Raw genomic sequence first — 13,583 nt, forward strand, 5'->3', positions numbered from 1 at the left:
TTATCGCGTGCCATTGCAGGCACCACGGCGCGTCAGGGCTTGGCAGACGCCTTTGCCGTCTTGGCCGGCGCTGCCACGGCGGGTGCACCACCGAAGGCCTGCCCGTTGACCGTCAGCCCCTGGCCCGACAGCTTGGCGGCCGTCTTTTCCTTCACACCCTTCACGCGCTGCATGAAGTCGGGCCAGTCCTTGAACGCGCCTTGCTGTCGTGCGTCGACGATGCGTTTGGACATGGCGGGTCCGACCCCCTTGAGTGCGTCGAAATCGGCCGGGGTGCCTTTGTTGGCATCGACGGCGGCAAAGGACGCGCAGGCGAACAGCAAGGCCGTGACGGCCAGGATTTTCTTGAACATGAACTCTCCCTGAGTTTTTTGATTTGAAGAACACAGCACCCCCTGCGAAGCAGAAGGTGCCGCGACAGCTTAGGTGCTCTTCAAGCTCGGGAGCAAGGCAGGGATTCCCCGCAATGCGAATGGCCTACGGGCGGCCGCAGTCCTTCAGAGTTCCTCGACGCGGCGCGGCGGATAGCTGTCCCAGGCCTGGCAACCCGGGCAATGCCAGAAGTACTGGTGCGCTTCGAAACCGCAGGCCGCGCAGCGGTAGCGCATGAGTGGCCGGGTGGCCAGGTCGAGCGCGCGCTGCACCTGCGGGTGGAACTGCTCGTGCGCGAAGGTCTCGCCCGCCAGCCAGCGAGAGGCCGCTACCAGCGAAGGCTGCCTGGCCAGGTGGGCGATGTAGCCATCGCGCGGTTCGGCCGGTGCCTCACTGGACGCCTCGGCCGCCTCGGCGCGCGGCACCGGCGTGCCGCCGAGCGCGATGATCGCTTCGAGCACGTCGATCGACGGCGTCTGTGCATAGCGCGTCTGCAGCAGCGTGAGTGCATCACCCGTGCGCTGTGCGCCGACCGCGGCCTGCTGCAGCGTGGCCGCATAGATCGGCAAGGCCAGCGGCGCGCGTTCGCTCAGTGCGGCCAGCGTGTCGAAGGCCTGCGCCGGATCGCCGTTGCGCAGTTGCAGCGTCGCCGTGTCGATGGCCGGGCGAGGCGCCTCGGGCGCCAGGGCCACGGCCTGCTGCAACAGTGTGCCGGCCGCTGCTGCGTCGCCCACGGACACTTGCTCGGCCGCCTGTTCGCAGAGGTGGTGCGCACGCCGTGTGCTGTAGCTGGCCTGCTCGGCATCGTCGAGTTTCTGCGCCACGGCGGCGGCCTGCGCCCATTCGCGAGAGCGTTCGTAGATGGCCAGAAGGGCCAGCCGCGATTCGTTTTCGTAGCGCGTGCCTTCGAGCTTCTGCAGCGCGGCTTCGGCGCGGTCGAGCAGCCCGGCGCGCAGGAAGTCCTGGGCCAGCGCATGCTGCGCGCGCTCGCGGTCGGCGCGCGACAGGTCGCCGCGGCCCAGCAGGTGCTCGTGCACGCGCACCGCGCGCTGGTACTCGCCGCGGCGGCGGAACAGGTTGCCGAGCGCGAAGTGCAGCTCCTGCGTGTCGGGGTCGTTCTGCACCGCTTCGATGAAGGCATCGATGGCCTGGTCCTGCTGCTCGTTGAGCAGGAAGTTGAGGCCGCGGAAGTAGGCCTTGGGCGCCTGCCGGTTTTCCAGCTTCAGCTGGCGGATGTCGAAGCGCGAGGCCAGCCATCCGAGCACGAAGGCCACGGGCAGGCCGAGCAGCAGCCAGCTGAAATCAAAGTCCATGTTGTCTGACGGCGGGCAGGTCGGTCGGGGGGGCGGCGGGAACGGGCGCTGCGGGCATGGCGAGCGCGTCGGGGATGACGGCCGGGCGCTGCGCGGCGGCGCGGTGCTTCCACCAGCCGGGCAGCATGCCCAGCGCGCCCACCATCAGACCGCCCGCGAAGGCGGCCAGCACCACCAGCACCAGCGGCGCGCGCCACGAAGTGCCGAAGAAGAAGTAGACGGTCGCGTCGTGCTGGTTGTTCAGCGCGAAGGCGAAGAGGGTAAAAAAAATGGCTGCCTTGAGCAGCCACAGGAGGTATTTCATGATCGTCACCAGTGGCGGGACGATTCTAGGGCGTCGTCGGGCCCGGTTTCAGGCCTTGTCGGCGGCATCCAGCTCGGCGGTGCGAGCGTCGACCGCTTCGCGCAGGGCCTTGCCCGGCTTGAAGTGCGGCACGCGCTTTTCCGGAATCTGAACGCTTTCGCCCGAACGCGGATTGCGTCCGATGCGCGGCGGCCGTCGGTTGACCGAGAAGCTGCCGAAGCCGCGGATCTCGATGCGGTGCCCACGCACCAGCGCGTCGCCCATCGCGTCGAGGATGGTCTTGACGGCGTATTCGGCATCGCGGTGCGTCAGCTGCGAGAAGCGGGCTGCGAGTTCTTCAACGAGGTCGGAACGTGTCATGGGCCTGCGAAAAAAACGAAGACGAAAAAAAAGACAGAGCGGCCCGAAGGCCGGCTCTGTCTGCTGGGACAGCTTACTTGTCGCTGTTGTCCAGCTTGGCGCGCAGCAGGGCGCCCAGGCTCGTCGTGCCCGCGTTCTCGCGTGCCGACTGCTGGCTCAGGTTGGCCATGGCGCCCTGTTCGTCGACCATGTCCTTCTGCTTGATCGACAGCTGGATGTTGCGGGTCTTGCGATCCACGTTCACCACGACGGCCGTGACTTCGTCGCCTTCCTTCAGCACGTTGCGGGCATCTTCGACGCGGTCGCGCGAGATTTCCGAAGCACGGAGGTAGCCGAGGATGTCTTCGCCGAGGTCGATCTCAGCACCACGGGCGTCCACGGTCTTGACCTTGCCGGTCACGATCTGGCCCTTGTCGTTCACGGTGGTGAAGGTGGTGAAAGGATCGCTGTCGAGCTGCTTGATGCCCAGGCTGATGCGTTCGCGGTCGACGTCGACTGCGAGCACCAGAGCCTCGACTTCCTGGCCCTTCTTGTAGTTGCGAACCGCGGCTTCGCCGGTTTCGTTCCACGAGAGGTCGGACAGGTGAACCAGGCCGTCGATGCCGGCAGCCAGACCCACGAACACGCCGAAGTCGGTGATCGACTTGATCGGGCCCTTAACGCGGTCGCCACGCTTCGTGTTCTGAGCGAACTCTTGCCACGGGTTGGCCTTGCACTGCTTCATGCCCAGGCTGATGCGGCGCTTGTCTTCGTCGATTTCCAGGACCATGACTTCGACTTCGTCGCCCAGCGAGACGATCTTGTTCGGAGCGATGTTCTTGTTGGTCCAGTCCATTTCGGAGACGTGCACCAGGCCTTCGATGCCGGGTTCGAGTTCGACGAATGCGCCGTAGTCGGCGATGTTCGTGACCTTGCCGAACAGGCGGGTCGATTGCGGGTAGCGGCGCGAAACGCCCATCCACGGGTCGTCACCCATTTGCTTGAGACCCAGCGAGACACGGTTCTTTTCGGTGTCGAACTTGAGGATCTTGGCGGTGATTTCCTGGCCGGCCTGAACGACTTCGCTCGGGTGGCGGACACGGCGCCATGCCATGTCGGTGATGTGCAGCAGGCCGTCGATGCCGCCGAGGTCCACGAACGCACCGTATTCGGTGATGTTCTTGACCACGCCGCGGACAACAGCGCCTTCCTTCAGGGTTTCCATCAGCTTGGCGCGTTCTTCGCCCATGCTGGCTTCGACCACGGCACGGCGCGACAGCACGACGTTGTTGCGCTTGCGGTCGAGCTTGATGACCTTGAATTCCAGGGTCTTGTTTTCGTACGGGGTCAGGTCCTTGATGGGACGCGTGTCGATCAACGAACCCGGCAGGAATGCGCGGATGCCGTTGACCAGAACGGTCAGGCCGCCCTTGACCTTGCCGCTGGTGGTGCCGGTGACGAAGTCGCCCGATTCCAGGGCCTTCTCCAGGGCGAGCCACGAAGCCAGACGCTTGGCGGTGTCGCGCGAGAGGATGGTGTCGCCGTAGCCGTTTTCAACGCTGCCGATGGCAACGGAAACGAAATCGCCGGCCTGAACTTCGAGTTCGCCCTTGTCGTTCTTGAACTCTTCGATCGGCACGTACGCTTCGGACTTCAGGCCGGCGTTGACCACCACGTGGTTGTGCTCGACGCGCACGACTTCGGCCGTGATGACCTCGCCGGTGCGCATTTCGGAACGCTTCAGGGACTCTTCGAATAGGTCGGCAAAAGATTCAGACATGTGTCATTTCCTTCCGTCACGCAGGGTTGGCAGCTGCACGATTGCGACTGCACTGGGGTCTGGCGACGGCGGTTGTGGGCTTGGGGCCCGGTTGGTTGCAAAAACCAGCAAGTCGGTGCGCTGACGCGCGGCGGGGACCTGCTGGAGTGAAAACACCCCTCAAGACTTCTTGAAGGGCTGTAGTTCCTGCCACCAGTCCAGTACCTGCTCGATCGATTGCGCGATCGAGAGCTGGGAGTTGTCCAGGTGGCGGGCATCCTTCGCCGGCTTCAAAGGCGCGACACTGCGGGAAGAGTCCCGGGCGTCGCGTGCTTCCAGGTCGGAGCGAAGACTGTCGAGTGTAGTCGAAATACCCTTTGAAATCAACTGCTTATGCCTGCGTTCGGCACGCTGCGCCGCGCTGGCCGTGAGGAAGACTTTCAAGGGCGCGTCGGGGAAGATCACGGTGCCCATGTCGCGGCCGTCGGCCACCAGGCCGGGCAACCGGCGGAAGCGTTGCTGGAGCGCCAGCAGCGCGGTCCGTACGCCGGGCAGGGCCGAGACGCGCGAGGCGTCCATGCCGGCCGCTTCGGTGCGGATCGCGTCGCCGACGTCCTCGCCCGCGAGCATCACCTTGCCCTTGACGAATTGCAGCGGCAGTTCGTGGGCCAGGGCCGCGATCTGTGCCTCGTTGGCGGGCACGGGCTCGAGCCCGGCCCGGCGCGTGACCAGGCCGGTCACGCGGTAGAGCGTGCCCGAATCGAGGTAGTGGTAGCCCAGCGCGTGCGCAACCTCGACAGCCAGCGTGCCCTTGCCCGAGGCCGTCGGCCCGTCGATGCAGATCACCGGAATCCCGGTCGGCGTGATCGCTTCGAACAGCGTCTCGAAGTAGTCGGGGAAGGTCTTGGCGACGCAGTGCGGATCGAGGATGCGCACCGGCAGGCCGGCCGGGTTGAAGGCGGCCAGCGAGAAGCACATCGCGACGCGGTGGTCGTCGTAGGTCTTGATGCTGGCGGCGCGCCAGCCGGCCGCGGCCAGCGGATGCACGCGGATGAAGTCGGGGCCGTCTTCCACCGTGGCGCCCAGCTTGCGGAGTTCGCAGGCCATGGCGTCGATGCGGTCGGTTTCCTTGACGCGCCAGCTGGCGATGTTGCGCAGCGTGCTCGGGCCGTCGGCGTAGAGCGCCATCACGGCCAGCGTCATGGCCGCATCGGGGATGTGGTTGGCGTCGAGGTCGATCGCCTTGAGCGGCCAGGCATCGCGCGCCACACGCAGCCAGTTGGGCCCGCTCTCGACCCGGGCGCCCATCTCGCGCGCGGCCTCGATGAAGCGGATGTCGCCCTGGATCGAAGCCGCGCCGACGCCTTCGATGCGCAGGCCGTCGCCGGTGGCCGCCAGCGCGCCCAGCGCGATGAAGTAGCTGGCCGACGAGGCATCGGCCTCGACGTGGACGTCGCCCGGCGAGCGGTAGCGACTGCCGGCCGGAATCGTGAAGCGCTGCCAGCCCTCGCGTTGCACGTCGATGCCGAAGCGCGCAAGCAGGTTGAGCGTGATCTCGATGTAGGGCTTGGAGATCAGCTCGCCGACCACTTCGATCGTGATGTCGCGTGCCGAGACGAGGGGGAGGGCAAGCAGCAGCGCGGTCAGGAACTGGCTGGACACATCGCCGCGCACGCGGATCGGCGCGTCGAGCGACAGCGTGTGCGGTGGCACCGGGTGGATGCGCAACGGCGGATAGCCCGGATTGCCCAGGTAGTCGATGCGGCAGCCGAGCTGCGTGAGCGCATCGACCAGGTCGCCGATCGGACGCTCGTGCATGCGCGGCACGCCGCTGAGTTCGAAGTCGCCGCCCAGCAGCGCCAGTGCGGCGGTGAGCGGCCGCATGGCGGTGCCGGCGTTGCCGAGGAAGAGCGCGGCCTGCGGTGTGCGCAGGCGACCGCCCAGTCCGTCGATGCGCAGCGCCGCGCCCGCGGTTTCGACGTGGCAGCCCAGCGCCCGCAGGGCGTCGAGCATGACGCGCGTGTCGTCCGAATCCAGCAGGTCGTGGACCGTGGTGGTGCCTTCGGCCAGCGCGGCCAGCAGCAGCACACGGTTGGAGATGCTCTTGGAGCCGGGCAACCGAACGACGCCCGAGGCGGCGACGAAGGAGGGGATGTCGAGGAAGGGGGACGAGAACATGTTCAGGTGGCCGGCGTGCGTCGCCATTCGGAGCGGGTCTGGCGGGCCTCGGCGATCGCATTCTCCAGCGCCTGCGCGTCGCCGGCACTCAGCATCGCTTCGAATGCGAGCAGCTGGCTGCGGAAGGCTTGCGACTGCAGCAACACCTGCTCGCGGTTGGCCAGCAGGACGTCGCGCCAGACGGTCGGATCGCTGGCCGCGATGCGGGTGAAGTCGCGGAAGCCGGGGCCTGCGAGTTCGAGGAAGCGGGCGCCGTCGGGCTGCGCCGCGAGGCCGTTGATGAAGGCGAAGGCCAGCATGTGAGGCAGATGGCTCACGGCGGCAAAGGCGCTGTCGTGGGCCTCGGGCGTCATGGTCAGCACCTGTGCGCCGACGCCCGTCCAGAGCTGCGAAGCGCGCTGCACATTGGAGCGCAGCGTCGTCTTGGTGGGGGTCAGGATCACCTGCCGGCCGTCGAACAGCGAGGCCTCGGCGTGCTCGACGCCCGCGACTTCCTTGCCCGCGATCGGATGGGCGGGCACGAAGCTCGCGAACTGCGTCTGCAGGCCGCGCCGTGCCGCCTCGATCACGTCGCCCTTGGTCGAGCCGACGTCCATGACCAGCGTGTCCGCCGAAACGCCGTGGCGGATCGCCTTGAAGGTGGCTTCCGAGGCCGCCACCGGCACCGCCACCAGCACCAGGTCGGCGCCGGACACGGCCAGCAGCGCCGAGGGCGCCGCGACGTCGATCACGCCGAGCTGGCGCGCACGCTCGGTGGTGGAGGGCGACTTGCTGTAGCCCACCACGCGCTTGACCAGTTTGGCGCGCTTGAGCGCGAGGGCGAAGGAGCCGCCGATCAGGCCGCAACCGATCAGGCCGAGCTGCTCGAACATCGGGCCGCTCACGCGGTGACGGGGTAGGCGCCCAGCACCTTGTAGAAGGCGCACAGCGTCCGAAGCTCGGCCAGCGCGGCCGCCACGTTGGGCTGCGACGGATGGCCGTCGAGGTCGATGTAGAAGTAGTACTCCCACTGGCCGGTGCGCGCGGGGCGCGACTCGAAGCGCGTCATCGAGACGTTGTTGGCCTTGAGTGGCATCAGCAGGTCGTGCACCGCGCCCGGCTGGTTGGGCACCGACACCACCAGGCTGGTGCAGTCGCGGCCCGAGGCCGGCGGCATCGCGAGCGTCTGCGGCAGGCAGATGATGGCGAAGCGCGTGCGGTTGTAGGAGTCGTCCTGGATCGCGTGCGCCACGATGTGCAGGCCGAAGCGGGTGGCGGCGCGGTCACTGGCCAGCGCGGCCCAGGCCGGGTTGCCGGCGGCCAGGCGCGCGCCTTCGGCGTTGCTCGACACGGCACGGCGTTCGGCGTTCGGCAGGTGCTTGGACAGCCAGGTCTGGCACTGGGCCAGCGCCTGCGGATGGGCCAGCACGGCCTCGATCTCGCCCAGCGAATTGGTGGTGCGCAGCAGGTGGTGACGCACCAGCAGGCTGACCTCGCCCACCACATGGGTCGGCGAATGCAGGAACAGGTCGAGCGAACGCGTGACCACGCCTTCGGTCGAGTTCTCCACACCGACCACGCCGTATTGCGCGCTGCCCGCGGCGGTGGCGTGGAAGACTTCGTCGAAGCTCGCGCAGTAGATCAGGTCGGCGGCTCCGCCGAAATACTCGACCGCGGCCTGTTCGCAGAAGGTGCCTTCGGGGCCGAGCACGGCCACGCGTTGCGGCGACTCGAGCGCCAGGCAGGCCGACATGATCTCGCGCCAGATGGCGGCGATGTGCAGCCCTTTGAGCGGGCCGGTGTTCGCCTTCTGCATCTTGTCGATGACTTGCGCCACGCGGTCCGGCCGGAAGAAGGGCGTGCCCTCGCGCTTCTTGACCTCGCCGACCTGCTCGGCCACATGGGCGCGCTGGTTCAGCAGGTCGATCAGGCGCTGGTCGAGCGAGTCGATCTGCACGCGCAGATCGGCCAGGCTGGCGGAGTTGTCGGAGGGCGAGGTGGGGGTATCGGACATCGTGCGAGAAAAAAAGCGGGCGGCACCAGCACTGCGCTAGGCGTGCGACCGCTCGAATTCTCGCATGTAGCCCACCAGCGCCTGCACGCCTTCCAGCGGCATGGCGTTGTAGATGCTGGCGCGCATGCCGCCGACCGACTTGTGGCCCTTGAGCTGCAGCAGCCCGGCCTCGCGTGCACCGGCCAGGAAGGCCTCGTTGCGCCCCTCGTCGGCCAGGAAGAAAGGCACGTTCATGCGCGAGCGGCAGTCCGCGCTGATCCGGTTCGCGTAGAAGTCTGAAGCGTCGATGAAGTCATAGAGCAGCTTCGCCTTCGCGACGTTGCGTTGCTCCATCGCAGCCACGCCGGTCAGTTCGCCTTCGGTCTGCTTGCGCAGCCAGTCGAAGGTCAGGCCGGCCATGTAGATGCCCCAGGTCGGCGGGGTGTTGTACATCGACTGGTTGTCGGCGACCGTCTTGTAGTTGAAGGCGCTCGGGCAGATCTCGAGCGCATGGCCCAGCAGGTCGTCGCGCACGACCACGATCGTCAGGCCGGCCGGACCGAGGTTCTTCTGCGCACCGCCGAAGGCCAGGCCCACGCGCGACCAGTCGACGCTGCGCGAGGCCACGTGCGAGGAGAAATCGATCACGAGTGGCGCATCGGAGCCCAGTGCCGCCAGGTCGGGCAGCGTCTGGAACTCGATGCCGTTGATGGTCTCGTTGGTGCACAGGTGCACGTATGCGGCACCGGGCGTGAGCTGCCAGGTCGCAGGATCGGGCAGTCGCGTGTGCTGGTCGTCGGCGTTGCTCGCGACGATGCGCGCATCGCAATAGCGCCGGGCTTCCTTGTGCGACTTGATGCTCCAGCTGCCGGTCACGACGAAGTCGGCCACGCCGCCGCGCGACAGGTTCATCGGCACGATGGCGTTTTCACCGAGACCGCCGCCCTGCATGAACAGGATGTGGAAGTTCGACGGGACGGCGAGCAGCGCGCGCAGGTCGGCTTCGGCCTTCGCGTAGATCGCGCCGAACTCCTTGCCGCGGTGGCTCATCTCCATCACGCTCATGCCGCTGCCATGCCAGTCGAGCATCTCGGCGGCCGCCTCGCGCAGCACGGCCTCCGGCATCGCGGCCGGGCCGGCCGAGAAGTTGTAGGGGCGGGTGCCCGCCGGCCGGGTCACTTCGTGGCGGGCGCTTTGGCCGCCGGCTTGGCTGCCGGCTTGGCAGCGGGTTGCCCTGGCGCCGGCTGGCCGTTGGTCGGCGCGCCCAGGGCCTTGGCCACGCTGACGTTCAACGCCTGCAGCTTCGGATCGATCGTGGGGCGCACGTCCGTCACGAGCTTCTGCGTGAGCGCGGAACCCAACTGCGGATTCAGCTCGGCGAACTTCTTGTTGAGCGGCGAGCTGAGCCAGGCGATGAGCTGGCGCAGTTCGTCTTCGTTGAAGTTCTGTTCCAGCAGCGGGCCCACGGTGCTGGGCGCCAGTTGCACGGCCTTGTCGCGCACGATCGGGAAGGCTTCCTGAACGTATTTCTGCACTTCGGCTTCAGCGGCCTTGCCCAGGGCTTCGCGTTTCTCTGCCGGCACTTGGGTCTGCAGGTACTCGCCGCCGGCCTGAAGGATCGGTGCGACCGAGTCGTTCACCAGGATGCGGGCCATGCCGTCGATGGCGGGGCGCTGAACCTCGAGCAGCTGCTTCACGAGTGCGGCCTTGTCTTGGGCCATGGCGATCGAACTGGCTGCCAGTGCGACCGTCAGGACCGCAAGCTTGATTTTTTTCACTGAGGATTCTCCGTTGAAGATGTGGAAGTGTCGTCGGCACCGGACTCCGGTTCGCTTTCGACGATCGCGTCGTTTTCGACAATGCGTTGCAGCCCACTGAGCTTGGCACCTTCGTCGAGACCGATGAGCGTGACGCCCTGCGTGGCGCGACCCAGCTCGCGAATTTCGGCGACACGGGTGCGAACGAGCACGCCCTTGTCGGTGATCAGCATGATCTCGTCGTCGGCATGCACCAGCGTCGCGGCAACGACCTTGCCGTTGCGCTCACTCTGTTGAATGGCGATCATGCCTTTGGTTCCCCGGCCATGGCGGGTGTACTCGGTAATGCTTGTGCGCTTTCCGTAACCGTTCTCGGTCGCGGTCAGCACGCTCTGCTGTTCGTCCTCGGCCACCAGCATGGCGATCACGCCCTGGCCCGCCTCGAGCGACATGCCGCGCACGCCGCGCGCATTGCGACCCAGCGGACGCACGTCTTCCTCGTCGAAGCGCACGGCCTTGCCGCCGTCGCTGAACAGCATCACGTCGTGCTTGCCGTCGGTGAGCGCTGCGCCCACCAGGTAGTCGCCGTCGTCGAGGTTGACGGCGATGATGCCGCCCTTGCGCGGGTTGCTGAACTCGTCGAGCGCGGTCTTCTTGACCGTGCCCATCGAGGTCGCCATGAAGATGTACTGGTCGGCCGGGAAGGTGCGTTTTTCACCGGTCAGCGCCAGCACCACGTTGATCTTCTCGCCTTCCTGCAGCGGGAACATGTTGACGATCGGTCGGCCGCGCGAGCCGCGCGATCCCGCAGGCACTTCCCACACCTTGAGCCAATAGAGCCGGCCACGGTTCGAGAAGCACAGGATGTAGTCGTGGGTGTTCGCGATGAAGAGCTGGTCGATCCAGTCGTCTTCCTTGGTGGCGGTGGCCTGCTTGCCGCGTCCACCACGCTTCTGCGCACGGTACTCGCTGAGCGGCTGGCTCTTGATGTAGCCGCTGTGCGAGAGCGTGACCACCATGTCGGTGGGCGTGATCAGGTCTTCGGTCGACAGGTCGAAGGCGCTGTGCTCGACCTGGCTGCGGCGGGCGCCGAGCTTGGTCTGGCCGAACTCCTGTTTGATGATGCCGAGTTCGTCGCCGATGATCACCGAGACGCGTTCGGGCTTGGCGAGGATGTCGAGCAGGTCGTCGATCTCCGCCATGACTTCCTTGTACTCGGCGACAATCTTGTCCTGCTCCAGGCCGGTCAGGCGCTGCAGACGCATCTGCAGGATTTCCTGGGCCTGCGTTTCGGACAGGCGGTAGAGGCCGTCGGCGCCCATGCCGTAGTCGCGCTCGAGGCCGTCGGGACGGTAGTCGTCGGCGTTGATCACGCCGCCGTCGGCACGCGTGCGGGTGAGCATCTCGCGCACCAGCTTGCTGTCCCAGGGGCGGGTCATGAGCTCGGCCTTGGCCACCGGCGGCGTCGGCGATTCGCGGATGATCCGGATGAACTCGTCGATGTTGGCCAGCGCCACCGCCAGGCCTTCGAGCACGTGGCCGCGCTCGCGGGCCTTGCGCAGCGTGTAGACCGTGCGGCGCGTGACCACTTCGCGGCGATGCTGCAGGAAGACCTGGATCAGGTCCTTCAGGTTGCACAGCTTCGGCTGGCCGTTCACCAGCGCCACCATGTTGATGCCGAAGGTGTCCTGCAGCTGCGTCTGTTTGTAGAGGTTGTTGAGCACGACCTCTGGCACTTCGCCGCGCTTGAGTTCGATCACCAGGCGCATGCCCGACTTGTCGGACTCGTCCTGGATGTGGCTGATGCCTTCGATCTTCTTCTCGTGCACCAGCTCGGCCATGCGCTCCTGCAGCGTCTTCTTGTTGACCTGGTAGGGCAGCTCGTCGACGATGATCGCCTGGCGCTGGCCGCGGTCGATGTCCTCGAAATGGCAGCGCGCGCGCATCACGACCTTGCCGCGTCCGGTGCGGTAGCCGTCCTTGATGCCGTTGATGCCGTAGATGATGCCCGCCGTGGGGAAGTCGGGCGCCGGGATGATCTCCATCAGCTCATCGATGCTGGCCTCCGGGTGCCGCAGCAGGTGCAGGCAGGCGTCGACCACTTCGTTCAGGTTGTGCGGCGGGATGTTGGTCGCCATGCCCACGGCGATGCCGCCCGAGCCATTCACCAGCAAATTCGGCAATTTGCTGGGCAGCACGGCGGGCTCTCTTTCCGAGCCGTCGTAATTGTCTTGAAAATCGACTGTTTCCTTGTCGATATCGCCAAGCATTTCGTGGGCGATTTTCGACAGCCGAATTTCGGTATATCGCATTGCCGCGGCCATATCGCCGTCGACCGAGCCGAAATTGCCCTGCCCGTCGACGAGCATGTGGCGCATCGAGAAGTTCTGCGCCAGCCGAACGATGGTGTCGTAGACCGACTGGTCGCCGTGCGGGTGGTACTTGCCGATCACGTCGCCCACGATACGGGCCGACTTCTTGTACGGCCGGTTCCAGTCGTTGTTGAGTTCGTGCATCGCGAACAACACGCGGCGATGGACGGGCTTGAGCCCGTCTCGCGCGTCCGGCAGCGCGCGGCCCACGATCACGCTCATGGCGTAGTCGAGATAACTGCGACGCATTTCCTCTTCGAGGCTGATGGGGAGTGTTTCTTTGGCGAACGAGGTCATGGGCAGCAGAGAGACAGCAAGGAGCGAATTTTACGCTTCCGGCGGTGTCGTGCTGCAGCAACACTCGCCCCGTATTCCGCCACAGTCCTACGCTTCCTGCCCCTCTGGCGGCCTGTTTGTCAAAGACCCTATGGCACAATCGCCTCAACGTTTTGGGTGGTGGTCACTTAAAGCGTCCTTGATTCGCAGCGCGGCTGCGGCTTTTTCCCCAAGAGGAGAACCATGAAGAAACTGAATAAAGTGGCGATGATGTTTGCAGTCGCTGCGCTCGCCACTGCCGCCGGCGCGCAGAACCGTGTCACCGCAGCAAATGGCGGTCCCGTGATCGACAACTGGCAAAACGGCACGGGCGAGCTGGTCTGGAAGAACGGCACCAACGAACTGTGCTGGCGCGATGCCAACTGGACGCCTGCAACTGCGGCCAAGGGCTGCGATGGCGCTTTGGTTCCGGCTGCACCTGCTACGCCTGTCGCTACGCCAAGCACGCCGGTCGTGCCTGTGGCACCCCCGGCACCGCCCGTTGCTTCGAAGGTGACCTTCGCTGCTGACGCTTTCTTCGACTTCGACAAGTCGGTTCTGAAGCCTGAAGGCCGCGCCAAGCTCGACGACCTCGTGTCGAAGATCCGTGACGTGAACCTCGAAGTCATCATCGCCGTCGGTCACACCGACTCGGTCGGTAGCGATGCCTACAACCAGCGCCTGTCGGTTCGCCGTGCAGAAGCCGTCAAGGCTTACCTGGTGACCAAGGGCATCGAACGCAACCGCGTCTACACCGAAGGCAAGGGCGAGAAGCAGCCAGTGGCTGACAACCGCACCAAGGAAGGCCGCGCGAAGAACCGTCGCGTGGAAATCGAAGTGGTCGGCACCCGCGCCAACCGTTGATTCGAAAGAATCTTCGAATGAAACCCCGCTTCGGCGGG

General features: G+C 66.1%; 12 protein-coding genes. 1 reads left to right on the top strand and 11 read right to left on the bottom strand.

From position 1 onward, the window contains the following. Positions 1-32: 32 nt before the first annotated feature. From ACSFBC_RS10515 to gyrA, 11 genes are all read right to left on the bottom strand, one after another. On the bottom strand, positions 33-353 hold the full coding sequence (locus tag ACSFBC_RS10515) for a ComEA family DNA-binding protein (RefSeq protein ID WP_435510270.1): 321 nt from the start codon (positions 351-353) through the stop codon (positions 33-35). Positions 354-497: 144 nt separating this feature from the next. Next, positions 498-1,685, bottom strand: coding sequence for a lipopolysaccharide assembly protein LapB (gene lapB, locus ACSFBC_RS10520; RefSeq protein WP_435510271.1), 1,188 nt, complete (start codon positions 1,683-1,685; stop codon positions 498-500). Further along, complete coding sequence (locus tag ACSFBC_RS10525) at positions 1,675-1,989, bottom strand: LapA family protein (RefSeq protein WP_435510272.1); 315 nt, start codon at positions 1,987-1,989, stop codon at positions 1,675-1,677. The genes lapB and ACSFBC_RS10525 overlap by 11 nt, the downstream gene beginning before the upstream one ends. Positions 1,990-2,037: 48 nt before the next feature. Further along, positions 2,038-2,349, bottom strand: a complete 312-nt coding sequence (locus ACSFBC_RS10530; protein WP_183026286.1) for an integration host factor subunit beta — start codon at positions 2,347-2,349, stop codon at positions 2,038-2,040. Positions 2,350-2,422: 73 nt separating this feature from the next. After that, on the bottom strand, positions 2,423-4,108 hold the full coding sequence (gene rpsA, locus ACSFBC_RS10535) for a 30S ribosomal protein S1 (RefSeq protein WP_435510273.1): 1,686 nt from the start codon (positions 4,106-4,108) through the stop codon (positions 2,423-2,425). 159 nt (positions 4,109-4,267) lie between these two features. Continuing rightward, positions 4,268-6,265, bottom strand: coding sequence for a bifunctional 3-phosphoshikimate 1-carboxyvinyltransferase/cytidylate kinase (locus tag ACSFBC_RS10540; protein WP_435510638.1), 1,998 nt, complete (start codon positions 6,263-6,265; stop codon positions 4,268-4,270). Positions 6,266-6,267: 2 nt separating this feature from the next. Then, positions 6,268-7,137 carry a prephenate dehydrogenase gene (locus ACSFBC_RS10545; protein WP_435510639.1) on the bottom strand — a complete coding sequence of 290 codons (870 nt, stop codon included), beginning with the start codon at positions 7,135-7,137 and terminating at the stop codon, positions 6,268-6,270. A gap of 8 nt (positions 7,138-7,145) precedes the next feature. After that, entirely contained in the window at positions 7,146-8,258 is a 1,113-nt protein-coding gene (gene pheA, locus ACSFBC_RS10550) for a prephenate dehydratase (protein WP_435510274.1), read from the bottom strand. Positions 8,259-8,294: 36 nt separating this feature from the next. After that, complete coding sequence (gene serC, locus ACSFBC_RS10555) at positions 8,295-9,362, bottom strand: 3-phosphoserine/phosphohydroxythreonine transaminase (protein WP_435510640.1); 1,068 nt, start codon at positions 9,360-9,362, stop codon at positions 8,295-8,297. A gap of 50 nt (positions 9,363-9,412) precedes the next feature. After that, on the bottom strand, positions 9,413-10,015 hold the full coding sequence (locus tag ACSFBC_RS10560) for a DUF2059 domain-containing protein (RefSeq protein ID WP_435510275.1): 603 nt from the start codon (positions 10,013-10,015) through the stop codon (positions 9,413-9,415). Then, a complete protein-coding gene (gene gyrA, locus ACSFBC_RS10565; RefSeq protein ID WP_435510276.1) occupies positions 10,012-12,663 on the bottom strand; it encodes a DNA gyrase subunit A in 2,652 nt (883 codons plus the stop codon). Before gyrA ends, ACSFBC_RS10560 begins: the two co-directional genes overlap by 4 nt. Positions 12,664-12,885: 222 nt before the next feature. Between gyrA and ompA the strand changes: the two genes are divergently transcribed. After that, positions 12,886-13,545, top strand: a complete 660-nt coding sequence (gene ompA, locus ACSFBC_RS10570) for an outer membrane protein OmpA (RefSeq protein WP_435510277.1) — start codon at positions 12,886-12,888, stop codon at positions 13,543-13,545. The last annotated feature ends 38 nt before the right edge of the window (positions 13,546-13,583 follow it).

It is taken from the genome of Variovorax frigidus, from assembly GCF_051216515.1.
Classification (GTDB): Bacteria; Pseudomonadota; Gammaproteobacteria; order Burkholderiales; family Burkholderiaceae_C; genus Variovorax.

What these genes read in the sequence shown, in the direction of transcription:
- lapB (WP_435510271.1), bottom strand. Translation starts at nt 1,685, where the DNA reads ATGGACTTTGATTTCAGCTGGCTGCTGCTCGGCCTGCCCGTGGCCTTC.
- ACSFBC_RS10530 (WP_183026286.1), bottom strand. Translation starts at nt 2,349, where the DNA reads ATGACACGTTCCGACCTCGTTGAAGAACTCGCAGCCCGCTTCTCGCAG.
- rpsA (WP_435510273.1), bottom strand. Translation starts at nt 4,108, where the DNA reads ATGTCTGAATCTTTTGCCGACCTATTCGAAGAGTCCCTGAAGCGTTCC.
- ACSFBC_RS10545 (WP_435510639.1), bottom strand. Translation starts at nt 7,137, where the DNA reads ATGTTCGAGCAGCTCGGCCTGATCGGTTGCGGCCTGATCGGCGGCTCC.
- pheA (WP_435510274.1), bottom strand. Translation starts at nt 8,258, where the DNA reads ATGTCCGATACCCCCACCTCGCCCTCCGACAACTCCGCCAGCCTGGCC.
- ACSFBC_RS10540 (WP_435510638.1), bottom strand. Translation starts at nt 6,265, where the DNA reads ATGTTCTCGTCCCCCTTCCTCGACATCCCCTCCTTCGTCGCCGCCTCG.
- ACSFBC_RS10525 (WP_435510272.1), bottom strand. Translation starts at nt 1,989, where the DNA reads ATGAAATACCTCCTGTGGCTGCTCAAGGCAGCCATTTTTTTTACCCTC.
- serC (WP_435510640.1), bottom strand. Translation starts at nt 9,362, where the DNA reads ATGCCGGAGGCCGTGCTGCGCGAGGCGGCCGCCGAGATGCTCGACTGG.
- ACSFBC_RS10515 (WP_435510270.1), bottom strand. Translation starts at nt 353, where the DNA reads ATGTTCAAGAAAATCCTGGCCGTCACGGCCTTGCTGTTCGCCTGCGCG.
- ompA (WP_435510277.1), top strand. Translation starts at nt 12,886, where the DNA reads ATGAAGAAACTGAATAAAGTGGCGATGATGTTTGCAGTCGCTGCGCTC.
- gyrA (WP_435510276.1), bottom strand. Translation starts at nt 12,663, where the DNA reads ATGACCTCGTTCGCCAAAGAAACACTCCCCATCAGCCTCGAAGAGGAA.